Genomic DNA, 24,160 nt, shown 5'->3' with positions numbered 1-24,160 from the left:
CGGTCAGCGGCTGGCGGAAACGCCGGGCTGACCGTCGATGAACAGGTTCTGGTTCAGGCTGTTGCCTTTGGTCAGCGGGCCGAGGATCACCGTGGTGCGCGACCCGGCGCCATCATGGATCACCCATTTGCGCAGCTCGACCGGCGCGTCGGTGAACATGAGGTCGATCCGGCCGTATTCGGGGTTTTCCGGGTCCTGCGCGGTGACAACGGTGGCGGTGCCGTCAAAGGCATGGCCCACCACCATATTGGCCCGGTCCAGGTCCACCGTTCGCGCCAGCACGATCGACAAGGGCGTGCGGTTCAGCGGGTATTGTTCCGGCGGCTGGTTCGACTTGGGGTCGTGGATGATCACGGTGCCACCCTTGGCCAGCACCACCGAGCGGTCGGGCGGGTCGTATTCGAACCGCATCCGGCCCGGCCGTTGCAGCCAGAGCTTGCCGGTGCTGAGCGAGCCGTCATCGTTGATCTGGGTAAAGGTGGTCTGCACGGTTTTCAGACCGTTCAGATAGGTCGAGATCTCGGCCAGGGGCAGCTTGTCCGCCGCCCAGGCCGCCGGCGCGACCAGGGTCAGCGCAAGAGCGAGTGCAATCCGTTTCATGTCACCTCAGATAAGCATTCGCCGGGCGCCGGAAAAGATCACCCCTGTTCCGGCACCAGAATTTCGCGTTTGCCCACATGATTGGCCTGTGAAACAACGCCTTCGTCCTCCATCTGCTCGACCAGGCGGGCGGCCTTGTTGTAGCCGATGGCAAGTTTCCGCTGAATATACGAAGTCGAGCACTTGCGGTCCTTGATCACGATGGCCACGGCGGCGTCGTAAAGCGCGTCCTCGCCCTCGGTGTTGCCGCCGGTGTTCAGCCCAAGCACCGCGTCGATATTGTCGGCCTTGTCTTCGTCCGGGCCTTCGACCACGCCGCCGATATAGTCCGGCGGGCCGAACTGTTTCAGGTGGTTGACGATTTCCTCGACCTCTTCGTCGCTGACAAAGGGACCGTGGCAGCGGGTGATCTTGGCCCCGCCTGCCATGTACAGCATGTCGCCCTGGCCCAGGAGCTGTTCGGCGCCCATCTCGCCCAGGATGGTGCGGCTGTCGATCTTGGAGGTCACCTGGAAGGAGATCCGGGTGGGGAAGTTGGCCTTGATCGTGCCGGTGATCACGTCGACCGAGGGGCGCTGGGTGGCCATGATCAGGTGAATGCCTGAGGCGCGCGCCATCTGGGCGAGACGCTGGATGCAGGCCTCGATCTCTTTGCCCGCGACCATCATCAGGTCGGCCATCTCGTCGACGATAACCACGATGTAGGGCAGCGGGATGGGTTGGAATTCCTCGGTCTCGAACACGGGTTCGCCGGTCTCGTCGTCAAAGCCGGTCTGCACCGTGCGGCTGAACATCTCGCCCTTGGCCAGCGCCTCGCGGACGCGGCCGTTGAAGCCTTCGATATTGCGGACGCCCATCTTGGACATCTTGCGATAGCGGTCCTCCATCTCGCCCACCACCCATTTCAGGGCGACGACGGCCTTTTTCGGGTCGGTCACCACGGGGGAGAGGAGATGCGGGATACCGTCATAGACGGAGAGTTCCAGCATCTTGGGGTCGATCATGATCAGCCGGCATTCGGCGGGCGTCAGCTTGTAAAGCAGTGACAGGATCATGGTGTTGATCGCCACCGATTTCCCCGAACCGGTGGTGCCCGCGATCAGCAGGTGGGGCATCTTGGCAAGGTTTGCCACGACCGAGTCGCCGCCGATATCCTTGCCCAGCGCCAAGGGCAGGCTCATGTTGCTGTCGCCGAAATCGCGGGAGGCGAGGATTTCGCGCAGCACCACCTTTTCGCGGTGTTCGTTGGGCAATTCGATACCGATGACCGAGCGGCCCGGCACGGTCGAGACCCGCGCCGACAGCGCCGACATCGAACGCGCGATATCGTCGGCCAGACCGATGACGCGGCTGGCCTTGAGGCCCGGCGCCGGTTCCAGTTCGTACATGGTGACAACCGGGCCGGGGCGGACCGAGACGATCTCGCCCTTCACCCCATAGTCGTCCAGCACGTTTTCCAGCATGCGCGCGTTTTCTTCGAGCGCCTCGTCGCTGAGGTGGTGACGCTGGATCGTGGTGGGGTTCATCAGCAGGCTGAGCGGCGGCAGTTCAAACGCCGCGGCGCTGTCGTCGAAGGACAACGCCGGTTGCGCCTCGGCCTGGGCACGGCGCGAGGGGGCGAAGCTGCGGCGCAGCGGCTGTTCAACCACCGCCTTGCGCGGCTGCGCGGCGGGGATGTTGGCCATCGGCTGCGGTGCAGGCTGGCGCGGCTGGGGATGCGCTTGCGGCAAGGGCTCCGAAGGGACGTGATCGGCCGGTTCGAAAGCATCGAAGTGATCGGTCACCTCATCCTCGACCCATTCGGGCATCAGGACGGGTTCGGCATGGCGCTGGGGCTGTACCGGCGTGGGCGCGGCGCGCAACTGCGGTTCGAAGCTGGCACGAACCTGCGGTTCGGTTGGGGTGACGCGAACCTGCGGTTCAGTTGGAGTGACGCGAACCTGCGGTTCGACCGGTGCAGTGCGGGCCTGCGGCACCGCCGGTCCGAGCGACGGGGAGCGCGCCGCGGCCTGCGCGACAGGTTGTGGCGCGCGCGCGGTGACCGGCGGTTCGGCCGGAAGGTCGCCGTGACGCTTGGTGTTGAGCACAAGCGGGTCCGGGCCACGGCCCCGCCCCTTGGTCAGCGGACGGGCCGGATCGGGTTCAGGAGCGACAACGCCGGTCGCCTCCTTGCGGCTGCGGACGGCGGCGGCGATCTTGGACTGGATGCGGTCGGCGCCTGGCATGGTGTCGTATCCCTTGACCGGCACGGGTTCGACCAGTTCGGGTTGCGGCATCGGTTCGGACCGTCGGATCAGCGTCGGCATACGGGCCAGCAACGAAGGTTTCTGAACCGCGGCCGGAGGTGGCGGCAAGTCTTCGACCAGTTCTTCTTCCTCGGGGTACTCTTGTACCGCCAGGGCGGCGGCCTCTTGCGCGGCCAGGCGCGCGGACGCGCGGCGTTCGGAGCGGGTTTCCTTGTAGGCCCGCGCCGCGCTGAGCGAGGCGGTCGCGCTGCGGCCCAGCAGGGTCATCAGCCCGCCATACATCAGGATCAGCCCCACCAGCACGCGGCGCGCGCCCTGCTTGACCTCGGGCCAGGTGAAGCCCAGCACAAAGACGCCAAGCGCCAGCATCCCCGCCGCCATGGCCAGCGATGTCAGTTTGACCATCAGATGCGAGCTGACCGGCACCAGCGTCAGCATCGCGCCCATCACCGTGTCGCCGAACAGGCCGCCCAGGCCAAAGCTGTGGGTGGCGCGCCATTCCGGGCCTGGCACCAGGGTGGCGGCATAGATCGACACGACGGCGATCCAGATCGGCATGAAGATCAGACGGGCAACGGCGCGGTCTTCGCCCCGGTGCACGGCAAAGCGCAGGCCCCAGGCGATCAACACCAGCGGCAGGCCCCAGCTGCCCCAGCCCACGATCATGAAGAGCGGCGCGGCAATCGAGGCGCCGATACGGCCGGTCCAGTTCTGAACCGGCGCATCGGTCGAGACCATCCAGTTCGGGTCATCCGGCGTATAGGAGCCGACCATGGCAGCGGCAATCAGACCCAGAACGATCAGCGCGATGCCCAGCAACTCTTTCCCGCGCCGCTCGATCGCGGCTTGCAGGTTGCTGTCCAGAAGCGGATCCCGACTGCGTGCGTTGTATGATGCCATGCTACCCTCGAACCTCAGCCATAGATGCAGTCGCGCAGCTTGATCAGCCCGCGCTGCAATTCTTCTTTTGGGGCCACCATTGCGACCCTTATGTAACTCTCGCCCGGGTTCTGCCCCGGTTTACCTTGTGCCAGATAGGCGCCGGGCAGAACCCGGACGCCGGTTTCGCGCCAGACCTTGAGCGCCGCCGCCTCGCCATCGTCGACCGGCAGCCAGAGGAAGAACCCCGCCTCGGGCGGCATGTAGCCCTGCACCCCGGCAAAGACATGATCGGCGACTGTGTATTTCGCCTGATAGAGCGCGCGGTTTTCTTCGACATGCGCCTCGTCGGCCCAGACCCGCGCGGCGGCGGCCTGAAGCGGGCCAGGCAGCGGGGCGCCGGAGTAGTTGCGAAGCTGTTTGACATGTTTCAGCGTTTCCGGCCCGCCCGCGATCACGCCCGAGCGCAGACCGGCAAGGTTCGACCGCTTCGACAGCGAGTTGAACAGCACCACCCGTTCGGGATGCGCGCCCATGTCCCGGGCCACGGTCAGCGCGCCGGTGGGGGCCGCGTCGCGGTAGATCTCGGAATAGCATTCATCGGCGAAGATGCGGAAATCGTATTGTTCGGCCAGACCGATCAGCTCGGCCCAGTAATCGCGGCTGGCCACGGCCCCCTGCGGGTTGGCGGGCGAGCAGATATAGGCCACGGCGGTTCGGTTCAGCACCTCGGCGGGCAGGCTGGCATAGTCGGGCAGATGGCCGGTGGCGGCGGTGGCGGGCACGAAATGCGGCTCGGCGCCCACCGAAATCGCGGCGACCATATAGACCTGATAGAACGGGTTCGGACACAGCACGATGGGCCGCTGGCCGTTCTTCTGCTCGGGACACAGCGCCATGGCGGCGTTATAGAGCCCCTCGCGCGTGCCGTTCAGGGCCATCACGTTCTGTTCGGGGTCAAGCGTCACGCCATAGCGGCGGGCGATCCAGTCGCAGATTGCCCCGCGCAGGGCGGGCGAGCCCTCGTTCGGCGGATAGCTTTGGAACAGATGCGCGTTTTCGACGATGACATCGGTGACCCAGGCCGGGAAGTCGTGCTTGGGCTCGCCAATGGTCATATGCACGACCTCGCCGCCCGGCGCATGATGGTCGAGCAACGCGCGCAGGCGCGGGAACGCATAGGCCGGTAGGTTCGAAAACCGATCGGGGAAATTCATCTGGTCTGCCTCGTCTCGGGATCATCGCGCCCCGTTTGAGACCAAATTACAGATGAACCCCGCTTGCGTCCAGACAAAGCGTTGCCATGGCAGGGAATTGTGGCATTCAGGCCAAGGCGCGCTCGGCGGCGGCACCGGTACGCAGCAGCGCCTCTTCACAGTCCGGGCGCCCCATCAGCATCAAGCCGCAGCCCGGCGTGCCGGTGGGCAGGCTGAGCGCGCAGAGCCCCATGAGGTTGCCGATGCGGGTGTTGCGGAGGGCCAAGAGGTTCTCGCTCACGTAATAGTCATGATCCTGCATCAGCCGGTCACGGTCGGGCGGCATGATCGGCGCGGTCGGCGCCAGAACCGCGTCGAACCCGGCGGTGGCCATGTCCCAGGCGGCACGGGCTGCATCGAGCTTGGCCCAGGCGGCGACATAATCGGGCGCCGTGAAATTGCGCCCGGCGCGGAACCGCTCCAGAATCTCGGCATACATCGCGCCGGGATTGGCCTCGATCACGTCGCGCCAGAGGCCATAGGCCTCGCCGGTATAGAGCACGGGCGACAGCGGCATGGCATCGGCCAGTTCGGGGATATGCAGCGGCACGATCTCGGCCCCGGCCTTGGACAGTTTGCGCACGGCGGTGTCAAAAGCCGCTCCGGGTGGATCGCGTAGATCGTCGAGCGCCACGGTCTGAAGCACCGCCAGCCGCTTGCCCGACAGCGAGGCGCCGCGCAGGTCGGCGGCTTTGCCGCCTTCAAGCAGGGCCAGAACCTCGGCCGCATCCTCGACCGAACGGGCCAGCGGGCCGATGGTGTCGAACCTGAGGCAGAGCGGCACCACGCCTTCGAGGCTGATCCGGCCCGAAGTTGTCTTGAGGCCCACAAGGTCGTTCCAGGCGGACGGGATGCGCACCGAACCGCCGGTGTCCGAGCCGATGCTGGAGGCGGCAAGGTCGAAGGCGACCGAGGCGGCAGCACCCGAGGAGGAGCCGCCCGGCACCCATTTCGGATCATGCACATTGGGCGGGGTCGCGGTGATCGGGTTGAGACCGAGCCCCGAGAAGGCCAGCTCGCTCATATGCGTCTTGCCAAGGCAGACGGAGCCTGCGGCGGTGGCATTGCGCAGAACCAGCGCATCGGTGTCGGGCACGCGGCCCTTGAGCAGGGCCGAGCCTGCCTCGGTCCCGGTTCCTGCGGTGTCGAACAGGTCTTTCCAGCTGATTGGCACTCCATCGAGCAGCGACCGGCGCAAGCCATGCCTGGCACGGTCAGCGGCGGCGCGGGCCTCGGCCTGGGCGCGATCATGCGTGACGCGGGCATAGATCGCGTCGCGGTGCGGATGCGCGTCGATGGCATCGAGATAACACTCGGTCAGTTCAACCGGGTCGATCCGCCCCGCGCCGATCCCGCGCCCCAGATCGCTTGCCGTCATCTTCAGCCAGTCGCCCATGTCATCCTCCCGCTGCGAGTCGAGGGCGACGGTAGCGACAGGACTGCACATGGACAATCCCGTAGCGAGGCGCATATTGCGCGTCATGGAACAGAGATCCGATATTCTGATCGTGGGCGGTGGGCTGAACGGCCCGGCGCTGGCTTTGGCACTGGCTGGAAACGGTCATTCGGTGACCATCGTCGATGCGCTGCCCGAGCCGGTGCGCGCCGATGCCGGGTTCGACGGGCGCGGCTATGCGCTGGCGCTGGCCTCGCAACGCTTGCTGGCGGCCATCGGCGTTTGGGCGCGTGTCGCGGACAACGCCCAGCCGATGCTAGAGATCAAGGTGACCGACGGCCATGCGGGCGAAGGGCCGTCGCCTTTCTTCCTGCATTTCGACCATGCCGAGATCGAGGAAGGCCCGATGGGCTATATGGTCGAGGACCGGTATCTGCGGCGCGCGCTCTTGGAGGCGATGGACGCGACGCCGGGCATCACCCAGTTGAACGGCGTGTCGGTGGTGGCGCAAGAGGTCGATGCCACCGGCGTGACGGTGACGCTGAGCGACGAGACGACCCGGCGGGCGGCGCTGCTGGTGGGCTGCGACGGGCGCAAGAGCGGCACCGCCGCGCGCGCGGGCATCAAGCGGACCGGCTGGGACTATGGCCAGACGGCGCTGGTCTGCGCCATCACGCATGAGCTGCCGCATCACGGCATCGCGCATCAATTCTTTATGCCGCCGGGGCCGCTGGCGATCCTGCCGCTGCCGGGCAATCGCAGTTCCATCGTCTGGAGCGAGCGAACCGAAGCGGCGGCGCGTATCAACGCGCTGCCCGAGGCGGAGTATCTGGAGATCCTGCGCCCGCGCTTTGGCGATTTCCTGGGCGAGATCCGGCTGGAAGGGGCCCGGTTTACCTATCCACTGAACCTGACCATCGCCAATGCCTTTGTCGCCGAACGGCTGGCGCTGGTGGGCGATGCGGCGCACGGGATGCACCCGATTGCCGGTCAGGGGCTGAACGCGGGCCTGCGCGATGTCGGTGCGCTGGCCGAGGTGCTGACGCTGGCGCGACGGCGGGGCGAGGATATCGGCTCGATCCTGGTGCTGGAGCGGTATCAGCAGTGGCGGCGGTTCGACACGGCCACGCTGGCGCTGGCGACCGATGTGTTCAACAGGCTGTTTTCCAATGACAATCCGATCCTGCGGGCGGGACGGGAACTGGGCATGGGGCTGATGGGAAAACTGCCCGGGGTGCGGCGCGGGTTCGTGCGCGAGGCGGCGGGGCTGACCGGTGACTTGCCGAAGCTGATGCAGGGCCGCCCGATCTGAAGCCCGGTCAGCGAGCCGCGTCTTCGCGATAGCGCGCGGCCCATTCGGCGCTGAGCCCGTCGGAGAGGCGGGCAACCGTGGGTTCCAGACCGCGCGCCTTGGCCGGGTCCTGTCCGATATGGTCCAGAATGGCGGAGAGCACCCGTTCGGGTGTATCCGCCAGATCCTCATAGTGGAAAGCAAGCGGGACGATACGCTGGGCAGCAAACCAGTCGGTCCAGCCCTGTTCATAGGCTTCCAGCGCCTTTACCTCGCGGTCTATTGCGTCGAAATCGTAAACCGGGTCGCGGTGTGGCGCGAGGCGTTCGACCTCGGTCCCGTCGGGGGCGACATGCCAGAGCCCCGATTGCTCGGCCCGGACGAGTGAGATCGCCTGCGCCAGCTTGTCCCGGCGGCGCAGGTGCAGATAACGCGTCGGCCCGAAGGCGGCGTCGATGCGGGCGGCGTCGGTCGGCAGACCGGGGAACAGGCGGTCGAGCGCGGCGGACATATCGCCCAGGTTCTCGCGCATCAGGCGCAGGCCGAAAACGGGGGTATCGCCACGCCCCTCGGCAATCGCGGCGGCCAGATAGGCGCCGAGAAAGGCATCGGTTCCCGGGCGCAGCGCCGATGGCAAGCCCCAATGTTCCGCCCACCAGTCGATGGATTGGGTCCGAAAGAAGGAATCGGGCTGGCCCGCCACGCCTGTGTCGGTGAGATAGCCGCACAAAAGGGTGCTGCCGCTGCGCGGCGTGCCGCACAGGATGTAGGCCGCAGCCGGTTCAGTCATCCAGGCGGCGGGCCTCGTCCACCAGCATCACCGGGATACCGTTGCGGATGGGAAAGGCGAGATGGGCGGATTTCGACAGTAGTTCCTGCGCCCCGGCGTCGTATTCCAGCGTGCCATGGGTCACCGGGCAGACCAGCGCTTCGAGCATGCGGCGGTCAAAAGCGGTATTTGGTTCGGTCATTGCAGTCTGTCCTCATCCGGGCCGCCACGCAGGGCGAATTCGATCAGTGTCACCAGCGTTTCGCGCCGGGTCTTGAGACAGGGTGCCTCAAGCAGGGCCTGTTTGTCCTCGGGCGTGAAGTCAAGCAGCATCGACAGCGAGTTGACCAGCAATTCATCATCGGCCTGGCACAGGGTTTCCCAGTCGGTCGCCAGATCGCGGGCCGAGAAATAGCGTTTGAGCAGGCGCAGGAACGGATCGCGGGCAAAGCGGGCGTCGGCCTCGCATTCGCGTTCCAGATCGCGGTCGAACCCTTTCCAGCAGACATTGCAACGGCGGTAGGGGGTGAAGCCCTCGACTTCGGACTTGACCCGGAACCGGGAGATCCCGGTGAGCGTGATCATGTAACGCCCGTCCTCGGTTTCCGAGAACTGGGTCACGCGCCCGGCACATCCGATCTGGTGCAGCTTGCCACTGTCGCTGCGGCAGGGGTTGGGCTGCACCATGCCGATCAGGCGCTGCGGCGTTTTCAGCGCGTCGCTGAGCATCTGAAGATAGCGCGGCTCGAAAACATGCAGGGGCAGCCGGGACCGGGGCAGCAACAGCGCCCCGGGCAGCGGAAAGACGGCCAATGTTTCGGGCAGGTCAGCGGATTGCATCATGCATCCGAGTGTAGTCCGGTTCGGCGATTAGGCAAATATCAGAGAGCTGAGTTTGCGCCGCCCGTTCAGCACAATCGGATCGTTGGGCTTGAGCGCGTCGAAGATGGTGAACAGCTGGGTCTTGGCCGCACCGTCGTTCCATTCGCGGTCGCGGCGGAACAGGTCCAGAAGCTCGGCCACCGCCTGTTCGGTCTGACCGGCGGCATGCAGCGCCTTGGCCAGATCGAACCGGGCCTGATGGTTGGCCGGATCGGCCTCGACCGCGGCGGCGAGTTCTGCCACCGGTCCGGCATTGGCGGCCTGCCGGGCCAGTTCCAGCTGGGCATGGGCGGCCTCAAGTTCGGGCTTGGTCGAGATCTCGGCCGGAGCGCCGTTCAGGATCGCCTCGGCATGGTCGAGATCGCCGATGGCGATATGGGCACGGACCAGACCGCCATAGGCGGCTGCATGGTTGGGTTCCTCGCCCAGGATTGCGGCAAAGGTTTCGGCGGCATCGGCGGCGGCGCCCTGTTCCAGCATCTCTTCGGCAGCGGCAACCGCCTCGTCCAGCGCGGCGCCGGGCGCCTCACCACCAGCGGCGGCAACCACCCGGTCGATGAAGCCCTTGATCTCGGAGGCGGGCAGCGCACCCTGGAACCCGTCGACCGGCTGGCCCTTGTGGAAGGCATAGACGGTCGGGATCGACTGGATCCGCATCTGGCCCGCGATCATCTGGTTTTCATCGACGTTGATCTTGACCATCTTCACCGCACCCTTGGCGGCGGTCACGGCAGCCTCGAGCGCGGGGCCCAGCGTCTTGCAGGGGCCACACCAAGGCGCCCAGAAATCCACGATCACCGGAACCGTCTGGCTGGCCTCGACGACATCAGCCATGAAGGTGGCTTCGTTCGTGTCCTTGATCAGATCGGCGGCGGGGGCGGCTTTTTGTCCAAGTTCAAGCATATCGGGCGTCCTTACGGAATGAGTTGGCACATATATGGACTGCGCATGCGGTGGTGCCAACCCGTTCTGCCGGAAATATGGGTCACTGGCGGCGGTCTGGCCGGTCCGGGACATTTGCGATCATCGCCGCGAACTCCGGCACTTTCGAGAGCGCGGACAGGAACCATTCGGCAAAGGGGGCGCCATAGGTCAGCGCGGCGTTCTGGAGGGTGGGGAGATTGGCCAAAACGAAGTCGACGACGGGCTGGCCCAAAAGGTCGCCGATCACTTTGCCGCCGACAGCGGCCCCGCCAAATCCGATCGCAGTAGCCCCGATCCGCCACAAGACGTTCCGGTTCACCGCCTTCTGCGCCTCGCGCGCTTGGGGCGAGGGGTTTTCGACAATCGCGCTTTCAAGCGCGCGCAGGCGGTCGCCCATCGCCTGCTGGTCCGCGATGATCCGGTGGCTGAGCGCATCCTGCGCGGCGATGTCCTTTTCAGGGTCGGGATTGTCGCGGGCCTTGCGGGCGCGCTCCATCAAGAGGGTCACGGTGGGGTGATCCACCGTCAGCCCGCCGCCCGCGTCGCAGACGCTCGACAGCAGGGCGGCAAGCGGGACGGGAAAGGGCATGCCCTCCTCGGCCCCTGCCCTTTCGGCGGCGCGCAGCTCGTTCAGCGCCAGATGGATCATCGCCATGTCCAGCGCCTCGAACTCGTCTTGCAGCATCGGGACCAGATGCCGCGCGAGATCAGCGAGACGGGGAAACTGATTGCCCGCCATTTGCGCCAAACGCTCCAGAAGTGCCGGGAGCGACCGGTGCATCGCGCGTTTCAGCGCATCCTCCTGCTCTTCGGCAGTCGGGCAACTGGCGGCCACCTCCAGCCTACCCTCCTGCTGGGCCACCGGGAACAGCGGGTCGGGGGGCGGCGGTCCGGCGTCTTTGGGCGGCTGCCAATCTTCCAGATAGTCGAACAGGGTCAGGGCGCGGATCTCGTGATCTTTGATCTCCGCAATCCGCGCGATCTCAGGGTCCCGTTGTGCCGCGGTGCAATTGGTGAAGGTAAGGCTGCTTAATCCGGGGTGGGTTACAAGACGCGTCAGCCGCCGCAACGACCGCAGATCATGGGCTTGCGTGTTGTTCAGCCTCAGCGTGGTCAGCTGGGTCAGGGCGGCAAGCGGGGCGATATCTGAGACTTGCGTGTTGTTCAGCGATAGCACGGTCAGCCGGGTCAGGGCGGCAAGCGGGGCGATATCCGATACTTGCGTGGTGTTCAGCGATAGCACGGTCAGCCGGGTCAGGGCGGCAAGCGGGGCGATATCCGATACTTGCGTAGTGTTCAGCCCCAGCCTGGTCAGCCGGGTCAGGGAGGCAAGCGGGGCGATATCCGATACTTGCGTGTTGCTCAGTACCAGCTCGGTCAGCCGGGTCAGGGCGGCAAGCGGGGCGATATCCGATACTTGCGTGGTGTTCAGCCACAGCTCGGTCAGCCGGGTCAGGGCGGCAAGCGGAGCGATATCCGATACTTGCATGTTGTCCAGCGACAGCTTGGTCAGCCGGGTCAGGGCGGCAAGCGGGGCGATATCCGATACTTGCGTGTTGCCCAGCGACAGCGCGGTCAACTGGGTCAGAGTGGCAAGCGAAGCGATATCCGATACTTGCGTGTTGTCCAGCAACAGCCGGGTCAGCTGGGTCAGGGTGGCAAGGGGCGCGATATCCGATACTTGCGTGTTGCTCAGATCTAGAACGCGCAGTTCCGTCAGCTCTGCGATGGACGGCGGCAGCCGGTCGAGGGCGTGGGTCTCTTCCCGGTCAAAGTCGAGGGTGTTGGCCCCCTCCCTCTTCGCCTCTTCAATCAGCTGTTCCGCAGCGGCATAGGCTTTGTCGGCGTCACTCATTACTCTCACCTCTGGTTGAGGTGAGCGTAAGGTGGCCGGGGCGGCGCGGCAATATCCGTCGGGGTGCTACAGGTCGAAACTGGCGAACACCGGGGCGTGGTCGCTGGGTTGCTCCCATCCGCGGGCGTCGCGCAGGATGCGGCTGGAATGGCCCGCGTTCGAGATGTCGGGCGTGGCCCAGACATGGTCGAGCCGGCGGCCCTTGTCGGCGGCGCTCCAGTCCTTGGCGCGGTAGGACCACCAGGAATACAAGAGCCCCTCGGGGATGTCCTGGCGGGTGATGTCGACCCATTTGCCCGCCTCCATAACCTGGCCCAGATGATCGACCTCGATGGGCGTGTGCGACACGATCTTGAGCAGTTGCTTGTGGCTCCAGACGTCATCCTCGCGCGGGGCGATGTTGAGGTCGCCCACGAGAATGGATTTCTCAGGGCTGTTGGTGTGAAACCAGTCGCGCATCTCGGTCAGGTAATCGAGTTTCTGGCCGAATTTCTCGTTCACCGCACGGTCGGGCACGTCCCCACCGGCGGGGACATAGAAATTGTGGATCGTCACCCCGTTTTCCAGCCGCGCCGCCACGTGGCGGGCATGGCCGAGGGTGGCGAAATCCTCGCGCCCCACTTCCTCGATGGGTAGGCGGGACAGGATGGCGACGCCGTTATAGCCCTTTTGCCCGTGCGCCACGACGTGCCGGTATCCCAGGTCGGCAAAGCTTTCGACCGGCATCTTGTCGACGGGCGACTTGATCTCTTGCAGGCAGAGGATGTCCGGCCCTTCCTCGGCCAGAAGCCTGCACACGATGGGTTCGCGCAGGCGGACCGAGTTGATGTTCCAGGTGGCAAGGGTAAAGGACATGGCGCGTCTCGCTTTCATCGGGTCCGGCGAAACCTATCGCCTTGTCCGTCGATGTCCATGGCCTGCGCAAAAAAAGGCCGGGCACGAAGCCCGGCCAGTCCAACAGGGAGGTACATGTCATTGCCCGGACATGAACGGGTTAAGTATCAGGTTAAAGATAACATCGAGGTGTTTCTTTGACCTGAATCAACAAATATCTCAGGCGACCAGCCTGTAACCGCCTGATTCCGTCACCAGAAGGCGCGCATTCGACGGATCGGGCTCGATTTTCTGACGCAACCTGTAAATGTGTGTTTCTAGCGTGTGGGTTGTAACGCCGGCATTATAGCCCCAGACCTCGTGCAGCAGCACGTCGCGGGGAACGACACCGTCGTTGGACCGATACAGGAACTTGAGGATATTGGTTTCCTTCTCGGTCAGACGGATCTTGCGCTCGTCCTCGGTGATCAGCATCTTCATCGCCGGTTTGAACGTGTACGGCCCAAGCTGGAACACCGCGTCCTCGGATTGTTCGTGCTGGCGCAGCTGGGCGCGGATACGGGCGAGCAGGACCGGAAACTTGAACGGTTTGGTGACATAGTCATTGGCCCCCGCATCGAGCCCCAGGATGGTGTCGGCGTCGCCGTCGTGACCGGTGAGCATGAGGATCGGGCTTTTGACCCCCTGCTTGCGCATCAGGCGGCACAGTTCGCGCCCGTCGGTGTCGGGCAGACCCACATCCAGGATGATGAGGTCATAAATCGCCTCTTTCACCCGGTCGGTTGCGGCATGGCCGGTTTCGGCTTCGAAGACATCGAAGTCCTCGGTCATCACCAGTTGTTCGCTCAGCGCTTCGCGCAGGTCGTCGTCATCATCCACCAGCAGGATCTTCTTGAGCTGCGCCATCGCGGCTTCCTCCTAATCTCGTTTCCAACCAGTTGAGCACGCCACACGCAAACGGCAAGAATTGCTGCAATTCTCTCACGCCCTCGTGTTTTTCGTCAGCAATATGTTTCACATTTCGGCCATCACGCACTAGGTACGTGCTGTAGATGCCACTGGACAAGACCCATGAGCCTGATCCCCGACATTACCGAATTGCTGGCGCGGGCGCGTGCCGACCTGCGGATGGGGGTGCCGGTGGTTCTGACCGGCGAAGAGGGCGAGAGCGTTCTGGCCGTTGCGGCGGAAACCCTGTCGCCCGCGCGACTGGCCGATCTGCGCGCTCTGGGCATGCCGGTGATCGCAGTGACCGGGCGGCGGGCCGAGACGCTGAAGGCGCGGGCCTATGACGGCGATTTGGCGCGCGTTCTGATCCCCGGTTTTGCCGATCTCGCCTGGGTGCAGGCGGTGGCCGATCCGTCGGACGATCTGGCGCAGCCCATGAAAGGGCCGCTGACGACCGAGCGGCAGGGCAGCGCGGCGCTGCACCGGCTGGCGATCGGGCTGACGAAATCCGCCCGGCTGTTGCCCGCGGCGGTGGTTGTCGCAGTGGCGGACGGGCGCGGTTTTGCCGTCGCGCATGGGCTGACCTGCCTGGATCACGCACGTGCTGCGCCGCATCTGGGCGAGCGCAGCCCGCTGCACGAGGTGGCCGCCGCGCGCCTGCCGATGGAAGTCTCCGAGGCCGGGCGCCTGCATGTGTTCCGTCCCGAGGATGGGGGCGAGGAGCATTACGCGGTGGAAATCGGCCGCCCCGACCGGGACAAGCCGGTGCTGGCCCGGTTGCATTCGGCCTGTTTCACCGGCGACCTGATGGGAAGCCTGAAATGCGATTGCGGCCCGCAGCTGCGCGGGGCGCTGGCACAGATGGGCGAGGAAGGCGCGGGCGTGCTGCTCTACCTGAACCAAGAGGGGCGCGGCATTGGGCTGGCCAACAAGATGCGGGCCTATTTCCTGCAAGATCAGGGGTTTGACACGGTCGAGGCCAATCATAGGCTGGGGTTCGAGGATGACGAGCGCGACTTTCGACTGGGCTCGGATATTCTGAAATCGCTGGGATTCAAGGCGGTGCGCCTGCTCACCAACAACCCCGCCAAGATCGCGATGATGGAGCGGACAGGCATCGCGGTGACCGAACGGGTGCCGCTGAAGGTGGGCGAGACCGCGCACAATCGCGGCTATCTGGCAACCAAGGCGGCCAAATCGGGCCATATGCTGTGAGTCCGCGTGATCTGGTGCTGACGCCGCGCGGGGTGCGGTTTTGGGGCCGGAATTTTCCCTGTTCCATCGGCAAGGGCGGCGTCCGGGCCGACAAGCGCGAGGGCGACGGAGCGACGCCGGTAGGCAAACACCGGATCGTCGGAATGCTTTACCGCGCCGACCGGATGACATCGCCTGCGCCTTGGGCGCAGCCCATCGGGCCGGGCGATCTGTGGTCAGACGACATGGGCGATGCCGCCTATAACCATCTGGTCCGGGCGCCTTATGGGCACAGCCACGAACGGCTGCGCCGGGCCGATCCGCTTTATGATCTGGTGCTGGTGACCGACTGGAACTGGCCCGATGCGGAACCGGGGCGTGGATCGGCTATTTTTATCCACCAATGGCGGCGACCTGGGTATCCGACCGAGGGCTGTGTCGCCTTTTCCCGCCGCGATCTGCATTGGATCGCGGGCAGGATCGAACCCGGCAGCCGGTTGATCATCCCGCCGCGGTAGTCCGGTCGCCAAAAATGGCAGAGCCCACCCGGACATGGGTGGCGCCCAGCCTGATGGCGCTTTCGAAATCGCCGCTCATCCCCATGCTGAGACCGTCAAGGCCGTTGCGCGCGGCGATCTTGGCCAGCAGCGCGAAATGCAGGGCGGGCTCCTCCTCGACCGGGGGGATACACATGAGCCCGCGCACCGGCAGATCAAGCGCGCGGCATTCGGCGATGAAGCCGTCCGCCTCGACTGGCAGGACACCGGCCTTTTGCTCCTCTTCCCCGGTGTTGACCTGAATGAACAGATCCGGGCAATGGCCCAGTTCCTGTGCCAGCCGGGCCAGGGAAATGGCGAGTTTCGGGCGGTCGACGGAATGGATGGCATCGACCAGTTCCATGGCCTGCCGTGCCTTGTTGGTCTGCAAGGGACCGATCAGGTGAAGTTCGACGCCGCTGAACCGTTCCTTGAACGCGGGCCATTTCCCGGCCGCTTCCTGAACCCGGTTCTCGCCAAAGACGCGGTGGCCCTGTTCCAGTACCGCCTCGACCCGGTCGTTTGGCTGTACCTTGGACACGGCGATCAGCTTGACCGCGCCCTCTGGGCGGCCGGCGGCCTTCTCGGCACTCGCGATGCGGTTCTTGATCTCTTGCAGCGACATGGCATCCCCCGATCTGGTTTGCCGCAGGAAAACACCATGTTGGCGCAAAAGAAAAGGGCAGGTCCGAAGACCTGCCCCCATTCGATACCGTCAAGCGGTGTACAGCTTAGAAGCTGAAGTACACACCGGCCTGGAAGGTGTCGTTGTCGTTCGACGCACGACGGTAGCCTGCTTCCAGCGAAGCGCCGCCGCCCAGGTCGTACGAGTAGTGGATACCGTAGGAGCCACCTTCGTTGGCGTTCGAACCGGCGACGTTGTCGCGGTTGTCGCCACGGCCGGCGAGAACGTCGGCTGCGTCAACTGCGCTTTCGTCGGTGTAGAACACCAGCAGGTTCGAAGCCGAACCGATGTCCATGTTGCCGTAGATGCCCCACTTCGAGATGCCGTCGTTGTCGGCATATGCGACGCGGACGCCGAACTGACCCAGGTCACCGGCGACCGACACCAGGGTCTTGTCTTCCCACATGGCGTCCGACGACTGGTGAGCAGCTGCGATGGTCCAGTCACCGAAGGTGTAGGCACCCATCACGCCGATACGGTCCGAAGCAACGGCGCCGTTACGGGTCGAGTACGAAACGTGGCCGGTGAAGCCGCCGGTCGAATAGATGAATTCGACGCCGTTCACACCGGTACCTGCCGACGAGTATGCATCCCAGTTGAAGAACTCGTTGTTCACGTTACCAACGTGCGAGTAGAAGCTGGCGCCGTCGATACCGATACCTGCGGTACGGGTTTCGAGGTAGGTGCCGGGCATGTTTTCAACTGCGCCGATGATGTTGCCGACGTTCACGCGGAAGCCCTGGTACGACACGCCAAAGCGAGCGCCGTTGAAGGCTGCGCCACCCGGGGTGTTGTCACGGCTTTCAGCCTGTGCACGGAAGCGAGCGTCGAAAGCAACACCGGAGTCGGTTTCTGCCGACATGTCGAACTGCAGACGCAGACGGCTGGTGATGGTGGTCTTCGAGACACCGTTCACGGCGCGGTCGTTGGCGTCGTTGTAGTCCAGACCGAAACGGCCATAGCCGCTGATACGAACGTCTGCTGCTGCGACGCTTGCGGTAGCGATCAGCGCAGTCGTTGCGAAGAGAACTTTTTTCATCGTGTTTCCCTCGGTTTTCATTCATACGCCCAAACCAGTGAATCCGGCGTGGGTATGGACAGGGGTTTCGCTCTTTCACCCCCTTTTTGGCAAGCCTTGCCGGGCGATGAGGGACAAAGTCGTCACGGATGGTGCAGCTTTGCCACAGTCCCGGAGCGCGCCCTGCGGATTTCGCCCCCAGTTTCGGGGTTTGGGCCCGATTTCCCGTACGCGCGCGGGCGTTCCCGGTTTATAGAGGCTTGCCCCTAGGAAGCGGCTTGGGTAGGACATTCATCACGAGAAAGCTGTGGGATTGTCCGATGACGTTGCAAAATGCGCTCAAAGCCACCCTTGTACTGTCCTTGTGCCTGGGTGTGGCCGCCTGCGGCAACCGCGGTGGAGGTGTTCGCATCGCTGATGCCGCACCCGCGGATGATTCCTATATCTCCAACAACCGCGAAAGCGCGCCCACGAATTACGAGAAATCGTCGATCTGGGATGTGTTCGGGCCCTCGAAGGCCGAGCAGACGGTTCAGGTGAACCGTTATCTCTGGGCTGCCTCGCTGGATGTTCTGAGTTTTCTGCCGGTGCAGTCGGTCGATCCGTTCACCGGCGTGATCGTGACTGGATACGGCACGCCGCCGGGCGGCGGCCGGTCTTATCGAGCAACTGTCCATATCAAGGATCCGGCGCTGGAGGCACGCTCGCTGAAGGTTTCGCTGCAATCCAGTGGCGGCGCCCCGGTCAGCGCATCGACCGCGCGCGCGGTCGAAGATGCGATTCTGTCGCGGGCCCGGCAACTGCGGATCGCCGACAACAAACTCTAGAACCTCGCTGCAATTCGATCTATCACCACGCCGGGTTCACGCCCGGCGTTTGCATTCACCAAGGACCGTACCTGCCATGTCGCGCTACTCCGCCACCGAAATCGAAGCCAGATGGCAAGAGGCCTGGGACAAGGCCGGTATCTTCAAGGCCGCGCGCACGGCGGACAAGCCGAAATACTACGTGCTCGAGATGTTCCCCTATCCGTCCGGGCGCATCCATATCGGTCATGTGCGCAATTACACGATGGGCGACGTGATCGCGCGTTACAAACTGTCGAACGGGTTCAACGTGCTGCACCCGATGGGTTTCGATGCCTTTGGCATGCCAGCCGAAAACGCTGCCATGGCCAGCGGCGGCCACCCCAAGGACTGGACCTACAAGAACATCGAGACCATGGTCGCGCAGATGAAGCCGCTTGGTTTTGGTCTGGACTGGTCGCGCATGTTCGCCACCTGCGACCCGGAGTATTACGGACAGCAACAGGCGCTGTTCCTCGATTTCCTTGAAAAAGGGCTGGTCTATCGCAAGAACGCGGTGGTGAACTGGGACCCGGTCGACATGACCGTTCTGGCCAATGAGCAGGTCGAGGACGGGCGCGGCTGGCGGTCTGGCGCACTGGTCGAGCGGCGCGAACTGACCCAGTGGTTCTTCAAGATCTCCGATTTCTCGGGCGAGCTTCTGGATGCGCTTGACACGCTGGATGACTGGCCCGCCAAGGTGCGGCTGATGCAGGAGAACTGGATCGGCAAGTCGCGCGGGCTGCAATTCTCGTGGGCGCTGACCGAGCCCGCCCATGGCATCGACTCGCTCGACGTCTATACCACACGGCCCGACACGCTGATGGGGGCCTCGTTCCTCGGCATCTCGCCCGATCACCCGTTGACCAAGGCGCTGGAGGCCGAGAACCCCGACCTCGCCACCAAGGTAGCCGCGATGCGCAAGGGCGGCACCACCGAGGAAGCCATCGAGAAGGCCGAGAAGCTGGGGGCCGATACCGGGTTGCGCGTGCGCCATCCGCTGAACCCCGACTGGGAACTGCCGGTCTGGGTCGCCAACTTCATCCTGATGGATTACGGCACCGGCGCGATCTTTGCCTGCCCGGCGCATGACCAGCGCGATCTCGATTTCTGCCGCAAATACGACCTGCCGGTGATCGACACCTTTGTGGCGCTCGACGATCCCAAGCCGGTCGAGACCGAGGCCTTTGTGCCGCTGAAAACCGAAAAGGTGAAATGGATCAACCATTTCGCCGGGCTGGACGAGGCCACCGGGCAAGAGGCGATCGACGCCACCATCGACTGGATGGAGGCCAAGGGCCTGGGCACTGGCGTGACCAAGTTCCGCCTGCGCGACTGGGGCCTGTCGCGTCAGCGCTATTGGGGTTGCCCGATTCCCGTTGTGCACTGCGATGCCTGCGGCGTCGTGCCCGAGAAAAAGGAAAATCTGCCCATCCGGCTGCCTGACGATGTCACCTTTGACGTGCCCGGCAACCCGCTGGACCGGCACCCGACCTGGCGCAACTGCGCCTGCCCGTCCTGCGGTCGGCCCGCCCGGCGCGAGACCGACACGATGGACACGTTCGTTGACAGCTCGTGGTATTTCGCACGCTTCACCGCGCCGCGCGCCGAAACGCCCACCGTCATGGCCGAGGCTGATTACTGGATGAATGTCGACCAGTATATCGGCGGCATCGAACACGCGATCCTGCACCTGCTTTATTCGCGGTTCTTTGCCCGCGCGATGCATATCTGTGGCCACCTGCCCGAAAAATCGAAAGAGCCGTTCAACGCGCTCTTTACCCAGGGCATGGTGACCCACGCGATCTACAAGACCACCGGCGCAGATGGCCGCCCGGTCTATCACTACCCCGATGCGGTGCGCCTCGAGGGCGGCAAGGGCTATCTGGAGGACGGCACGGAGGTCGAGATCATCCCCTCGGCCAAGATGTCGAAATCCAAGAACAACGTGGTCGACCCGGTCGCCATCATCGACCGGTATGGCGCCGATACCGCGCGCTGGTTCGTACTGTCCGACAGCCCGCCGGAACGCGACGTGGAATGGACCGATGCCGGCGCCGAGGCCGCGCACAAGCACCTGAACCGGGTGTGGAACCTATGCGACCGGATCGCCGCGATGGACCCGGGCGCGCCGGGCGAGGGTGACGAAGACCTGCTGCGCGAGATGCACAAATGCATCCGCGACGTGACCAATGGCGTGGAAAGCTTTGGCTTCAACGCGGCGATTGCGAAACTCTATGCCTTTACCAATACGCTGGCAAAATCCAATGCCGGGGCGGCGGCACAGAAACAGGCGATCATGACGCTGGCGCAACTGATGTCGCCGATGACCCCGCACCTGGCCGAGGATATCTGGGCGCATCAGGGCGGCGAAGGGTTGATTGCGACAGCACCCTGGCCCAAGGCCGATCCGGCGATGCTGGTCGATACCGCAGTGACGCTGCCGATCCAGATCAACGGCAAGCGCCGCGCCGAAATCAGCGTGCCGGTCGATATGGACAAGGCCGAGGTTGAAAAACTGGCGCTGGCGACCGATGCTGTGCAAAAGGCGCTGAATGGCGCCGCGCCAAAGAAGGTGATCGTCGTGCCGGGCCGGATCATAAATGTGGTGGTTTAACCGTAGAGCGCTGTTGATGCTGCCGCTGGCGCTGGCCGCCTGCGGATTCCAGCCGGTCTATGGGCCCGGCGGCGCGGGCAGTGCGCTCTATGGCAAGGTCGAGGTGTCCGCCCCTGACGATGTCGACAGCTATTGGCTGGTGCAGAACCTGGAACAGACGCTGGGGCGCAGCGCGGCGGCCGGGACCGATTACAAGCTTGACGTCAAGGTGACGACCACCTCGCAGGGCCAGGCGATCACCGCGTCGAACGAGACCACCCGCTATGCCATCGTGGGCACCGCGACCTACAAGCTGAGCGACAAGGACAGCGGTGCGGTTCTGGCCTCGGGTGAGGTCGAGAGCTTTACCGGCTATTCCGCGACCGGGTCGACGGTGGACACGCTGGCGGGTGAACGTGACGCGCGGCAGCGGCTGATGACGATTCTGTCGGACATGCTGACAACCAAGCTGTACTCCACCCTGGACCTGCCGGCATGAAGCTGAGCCCGCGCGAGGCCGAAGGCTATTTCGCCAAACCCGACGCAGGCCGGACCGGATTGCTGATCTATGGCGGTGACGCGATGCGGGTGGCGTTGAAACGCCAGCAGGTGATCGCGGCCCTGCTCGGCCCCAATGGCGAGGAAGAGATGCGCCTGACCCGGATGGCGGGTGGCGATCTGCGCAAGGACCCGGCGCAACTGGTCGATGCGATCAAGGCGGTCGGGTTCTTTCCCGGCCCGCGCGTTGCCTTTGTCGAGGATTGCCCCGAGCTGTCGGCCCCTGCGGTTCTGGCCGCGCTGGAAGATTGGGAGCCGGGCGACGCGCAGATCGTGGTGACCGCCGGGCAACTCAAGGCCACGTCCAAGCTGCGCAAAGGGTTCGAGACCCATCCCAACGCCTATGCCGTGGGCATTTATGACGATCCGCCGTCGCGGGCCGAAATCGAACGGATGCTGGCGCAGGCGGGTATCCGGGATGTTCCGACCGAGCCGATGTCGGTGCTGGCCAACCTTGCCCGCGAACTGGGTCCGGGCGATTTTGCCCAGACGCTGGAGAAGCTGGCGCTTTACAAGCTGAATGACGCAGCGCCGCTCAGCCTTGAGGATATTGCCGATTGCGCGCCGCGCTCGACCGAGGCCGGGTTGGACGATCTGTTGAACGTCGTGGCCGAGGGCAAGATGGATGCCGTTGGCCCGCTGCTCCGCCGGTTGCAGGCGCAGGGCACCAATGCGACCGGCCTGTGCATCGCTGCCACCCGCCATTTTCGCACGCTTTACGCCTGCGCCTCGGACCCGGGCGGACCGGGACAGGGGATCAACCGGCTGCGCCCGCCGGTCTATGGCCCGCGTCGCGACCGCATCCTGGGGCAGGCGCAGACCTGGGGCGCGCGGCGGCTGGAGACGGCCCTGACCGTGCTGACCGACACCGACCTTGCCCTGCGCTCTGCCGGGCAGTCGGCGCCGCAGATGCCGCTGGTGGAGCGGGCAATGATCCGGCTGGCGATGCTGTCGCGCTCGCGCTGATGTGAGCAGGCGGCATGCGCCCTTGACGCGGGCGGCGCGAAAGCCATTCTGCAGGACAACTGAAACGGAGGTTCCGAATGTACAAGGTCTATGGCCGGGTCCGCAGCCGCGCGGCGCGGGTGTTGTGGTTGCTCGAAGAGCTGGGCGTGCCCTATGAGCATATCGATGTCGGCCCGCATGACCCGCAGGTCGTGGCACTGAACGGCAGTGGCAAGGTACCGGTCCTGGTCGACGGCGAGCACATGATCACCGACAGTTCGGCGATCATGACCTATCTCGCCGACAAACACGGCGATTTCACCTATCCCGCCGGTACGATCGAACGCGCCAAACAGGATGCGCTGTTCCACACCGTGCTGGACGAAATCGACGCGGTGCTGTGGGTCGCGGCCCGGCATGGGTTCATCCTGCCCGAGGACAAGCGGGTTCCGGCCGTCATCGACTGCACCAAATGGGAGTTCGAGCGCAACCTTGCCCGGTTGGAGGCGCGGCTGGAAGGCCCCTTCCTGCAAGGGGAAAAGATGACCATCGCCGATATCCTGCTGACCCATTGTCTGAACTGGGCAAATGGCGCGGGCTTCCCGGTCACCTCTCGCAAGATCAAGGATTACGCCAAGGAAATGCGCGCACGCCCCGCGTCTCAGCGCATGGGCGCACTGACCCCGGCCTGAGCCCAACTTGCCGCCGCGCGGCCGGCCCAGCGGCCGGTCGCAAAACAGCCTGTCAGCAGGTAGCCGCCGGTAGGCGCCTCCCAATCCATCATTTCACCGGCGCAAAAGACGCCCGGTAGCGCGCGGATCATGAGCGTTTCGTCCAATGCGGTTCTGGCCACACCGCCCGCGGTCGAAATCGCCTCGTCCATCGGGCGCGGCCCCGCATGTCGGACCGGCAGCGCCTTGAGCATCGCCGCCAGCGCCGGAGGGTCTTGGGGCAAGGGGCGGCCAAATTCCATCAGCAGCGCCGCGCGCGCTCCCGACAGGTTCAGCGACTTGCGCAGGTGGGCCGACAGGCTGGCCTTGCCGCGTGGTTTCGCCAGCCTGCGCGACAGCTCGGCCTCTGCAAGATCGGGAAAGAGATCCACCGTCAGCGCCGCACCGTCGCGCACGGCGGTCGAGACCGAATAGATGCCGCCGCCTTCGAGCCCGCGGGCGGAGATCACCGCTTCGCCCCGGCTGGACAGCGTACCGGCCCGCCAGGTGACATTCTTGACCGGTTCGCCGACATGCGGGGTCATGTGATCGGACCAATGGACCAGCAGCCCGGCATTGGCGGGCGTGAACGGGGACAGATCCACCCCGTGTGCCTCCAGAAGGGCGGCCCATTGCCCGTCCGAGCCAAGCCGCGCCCAGCTTGCCCCGCCCAGCGCCAGAACGGTGACAACGGGTTGGATCTGCTGCGCGCCGATGGGAGTGTCGAAAACGAACGCTTCCCCATCCCAGCCGGTCCAGCGCCAGCGGGTGCGGATATCCACCCCCTGCGCCGCCAGCTCGGCCAGCCAGGCCCGCAACAGCGGCGAGGCCTTCATCACCTTGGGAAACACCCGCCCGGTGGAGCCAGTGAACAGCTCCTGCCCCAAATCCTGCGCCCAGTGCTGCACCGCCTCGGCGTCAAACTCGGCCAACATCGGGCGTAGCCAACCAGCAGCATTGCCATAGGCGGAAAGAAGCTGTTCGAACGGTTCGTTCTTGGTCAGATTCAGCCCGGATTTTCCCGCCATCAGGAACTTGCGCGCGACCGAGGGTTTCGCCTCGGCCACCACCACCGGCAAACCGGCACGGGCCAGTTCGCCCGCCGCCATAAGGCCCGCAGGCCCGGCGCCGATGACCAGAGCCGGTTTCACGGCATGACGTTCCGTTTCGGCCGATATCCGCATGTCGCCTTT

General features: G+C 64.8%; 22 protein-coding genes. 8 read left to right on the top strand and 14 right to left on the bottom strand.

Going from position 1 to position 24,160, the window contains the following annotated elements:
* Positions 1–3 precede the first annotated feature (3 nt).
* The 4 genes from G0P99_RS13005 to G0P99_RS12990 all read right to left on the bottom strand — a co-directional run bounded on the left by G0P99_RS13005 (position 4) and on the right by G0P99_RS12990 (position 6,377).
* On the bottom strand, positions 4–600 hold the full coding sequence (locus G0P99_RS13005; RefSeq protein WP_164130453.1) for an outer membrane lipoprotein carrier protein LolA: 597 nt from the start codon (positions 598–600) through the stop codon (positions 4–6).
* 38 nt (positions 601–638) lie between these two features.
* Positions 639–3,746 carry a DNA translocase FtsK gene (locus tag G0P99_RS13000; protein ID WP_164130452.1) on the bottom strand — a complete coding sequence of 1,036 codons (3,108 nt, stop codon included), beginning with the start codon at positions 3,744–3,746 and terminating at the stop codon, positions 639–641.
* Between the two features lie 14 nt (positions 3,747–3,760).
* On the bottom strand, positions 3,761–4,942 hold the full coding sequence (locus G0P99_RS12995; RefSeq protein WP_164130450.1) for an aminotransferase class I/II-fold pyridoxal phosphate-dependent enzyme: 1,182 nt from the start codon (positions 4,940–4,942) through the stop codon (positions 3,761–3,763).
* Positions 4,943–5,048: 106 nt separating this feature from the next.
* On the bottom strand, positions 5,049–6,377 hold the full coding sequence (locus tag G0P99_RS12990) for an amidase (RefSeq protein ID WP_164130447.1): 1,329 nt from the start codon (positions 6,375–6,377) through the stop codon (positions 5,049–5,051).
* A gap of 85 nt (positions 6,378–6,462) precedes the next feature.
* Between G0P99_RS12990 and G0P99_RS12985 the strand changes: the two genes are divergently transcribed.
* On the top strand, positions 6,463–7,689 hold the full coding sequence (locus G0P99_RS12985; protein ID WP_164130445.1) for an FAD-dependent monooxygenase: 1,227 nt from the start codon (positions 6,463–6,465) through the stop codon (positions 7,687–7,689).
* Between the two features lie 7 nt (positions 7,690–7,696).
* Here G0P99_RS12985 and G0P99_RS12980 read toward each other — a convergent pair whose 3' ends face one another.
* The 7 genes from G0P99_RS12980 to G0P99_RS12950 all read right to left on the bottom strand — a co-directional run bounded on the left by G0P99_RS12980 (position 7,697) and on the right by G0P99_RS12950 (position 13,838).
* Complete coding sequence (locus G0P99_RS12980; RefSeq protein WP_164130443.1) at positions 7,697–8,458, bottom strand: Stf0 family sulfotransferase; 762 nt, start codon at positions 8,456–8,458, stop codon at positions 7,697–7,699.
* Positions 8,451–8,639: a Trm112 family protein gene (locus G0P99_RS12975; RefSeq protein ID WP_164130441.1), complete on the bottom strand. Its 189-nt coding sequence runs from the start codon at positions 8,637–8,639 to the stop codon at positions 8,451–8,453. Before G0P99_RS12975 ends, G0P99_RS12980 begins: the two co-directional genes overlap by 8 nt.
* The gene (locus G0P99_RS12970; RefSeq protein WP_164130439.1) at positions 8,636–9,280 is read right to left on the bottom strand and encodes an LON peptidase substrate-binding domain-containing protein; all 645 of its coding nucleotides are present in this window, start codon (positions 9,278–9,280) and stop codon (positions 8,636–8,638) included. Before G0P99_RS12970 ends, G0P99_RS12975 begins: the two co-directional genes overlap by 4 nt.
* A 27-nt stretch (positions 9,281–9,307) precedes the next feature.
* Positions 9,308–10,222: a thioredoxin gene (gene trxA / locus G0P99_RS12965; protein WP_164130437.1), complete on the bottom strand. Its 915-nt coding sequence runs from the start codon at positions 10,220–10,222 to the stop codon at positions 9,308–9,310.
* An 82-nt stretch (positions 10,223–10,304) separates the two neighbouring features.
* A complete protein-coding gene (locus tag G0P99_RS12960; RefSeq protein WP_164130435.1) occupies positions 10,305–12,098 on the bottom strand; it encodes a leucine-rich repeat domain-containing protein in 1,794 nt (597 codons plus the stop codon).
* A 66-nt stretch (positions 12,099–12,164) separates the two neighbouring features.
* Positions 12,165–12,953: an exodeoxyribonuclease III gene (locus tag G0P99_RS12955; protein WP_164130433.1), complete on the bottom strand. Its 789-nt coding sequence runs from the start codon at positions 12,951–12,953 to the stop codon at positions 12,165–12,167.
* A gap of 198 nt (positions 12,954–13,151) precedes the next feature.
* The gene (locus G0P99_RS12950; protein ID WP_164130431.1) at positions 13,152–13,838 is read right to left on the bottom strand and encodes a response regulator transcription factor; all 687 of its coding nucleotides are present in this window, start codon (positions 13,836–13,838) and stop codon (positions 13,152–13,154) included.
* 165 nt (positions 13,839–14,003) lie between these two features.
* Here G0P99_RS12950 and ribA point away from each other — a divergent pair, with 165 nt between their 5' ends.
* On the top strand, positions 14,004–15,095 hold the full coding sequence (ribA, locus tag G0P99_RS12945; protein WP_164130429.1) for a GTP cyclohydrolase II: 1,092 nt from the start codon (positions 14,004–14,006) through the stop codon (positions 15,093–15,095).
* Entirely contained in the window at positions 15,092–15,592 is a 501-nt protein-coding gene (locus G0P99_RS12940; RefSeq protein WP_164130427.1) for a L,D-transpeptidase family protein, read from the top strand. The genes ribA and G0P99_RS12940 overlap by 4 nt, the downstream gene beginning before the upstream one ends.
* Here the strand turns inward: G0P99_RS12940 and G0P99_RS12935 are convergent.
* Both G0P99_RS12935 and G0P99_RS12930 read right to left on the bottom strand, forming a co-directional pair.
* Positions 15,576–16,235, bottom strand: coding sequence for a YggS family pyridoxal phosphate-dependent enzyme (locus G0P99_RS12935; protein WP_164130425.1), 660 nt, complete (start codon positions 16,233–16,235; stop codon positions 15,576–15,578). The genes G0P99_RS12940 and G0P99_RS12935 overlap by 17 nt on opposite strands.
* A gap of 106 nt (positions 16,236–16,341) precedes the next feature.
* A complete protein-coding gene (locus G0P99_RS12930; protein WP_239059809.1) occupies positions 16,342–17,334 on the bottom strand; it encodes a porin in 993 nt (330 codons plus the stop codon).
* 299 nt (positions 17,335–17,633) lie between these two features.
* On the opposite strand from G0P99_RS12930, the gene G0P99_RS12925 reads away from it, so the two are divergent.
* From G0P99_RS12925 to G0P99_RS12905, 5 genes are all read left to right on the top strand, one after another.
* Positions 17,634–18,140, top strand: a complete 507-nt coding sequence (locus G0P99_RS12925) for a DUF3576 domain-containing protein (protein ID WP_164130421.1) — start codon at positions 17,634–17,636, stop codon at positions 18,138–18,140.
* Positions 18,141–18,216: 76 nt separating this feature from the next.
* Complete coding sequence (gene leuS / locus G0P99_RS12920) at positions 18,217–20,775, top strand: leucine--tRNA ligase (RefSeq protein ID WP_164130419.1); 2,559 nt, start codon at positions 18,217–18,219, stop codon at positions 20,773–20,775.
* The gene (lptE, locus tag G0P99_RS12915; protein WP_164130417.1) at positions 20,762–21,253 is read left to right on the top strand and encodes an LPS assembly lipoprotein LptE; all 492 of its coding nucleotides are present in this window, start codon (positions 20,762–20,764) and stop codon (positions 21,251–21,253) included. The genes leuS and lptE overlap by 14 nt, the downstream gene beginning before the upstream one ends.
* Positions 21,250–22,278, top strand: coding sequence for a DNA polymerase III subunit delta (holA, locus tag G0P99_RS12910; RefSeq protein ID WP_164130415.1), 1,029 nt, complete (start codon positions 21,250–21,252; stop codon positions 22,276–22,278). The genes lptE and holA overlap by 4 nt, the downstream gene beginning before the upstream one ends.
* A gap of 77 nt (positions 22,279–22,355) precedes the next feature.
* The gene (locus tag G0P99_RS12905; RefSeq protein WP_164130413.1) at positions 22,356–22,949 is read left to right on the top strand and encodes a glutathione S-transferase family protein; all 594 of its coding nucleotides are present in this window, start codon (positions 22,356–22,358) and stop codon (positions 22,947–22,949) included.
* Here the strand turns inward: G0P99_RS12905 and G0P99_RS12900 are convergent.
* Positions 22,919–24,151, bottom strand: a complete 1,233-nt coding sequence (locus G0P99_RS12900) for a TIGR03862 family flavoprotein (protein WP_164130411.1) — start codon at positions 24,149–24,151, stop codon at positions 22,919–22,921. The two genes, G0P99_RS12905 and G0P99_RS12900, sit on opposite strands and share 31 nt — an antisense overlap.
* Between the last annotated feature and the right edge of the window lie 9 nt (positions 24,152–24,160).

The organism is Ruegeria sp. PrR005, from assembly GCF_010500245.1.
Lineage (GTDB): Bacteria > Pseudomonadota > Alphaproteobacteria > Rhodobacterales > Rhodobacteraceae > Ruegeria_B > Ruegeria_B marisflavi.
This window is presented reverse-complemented; position numbering and strand designations above follow the sequence as displayed.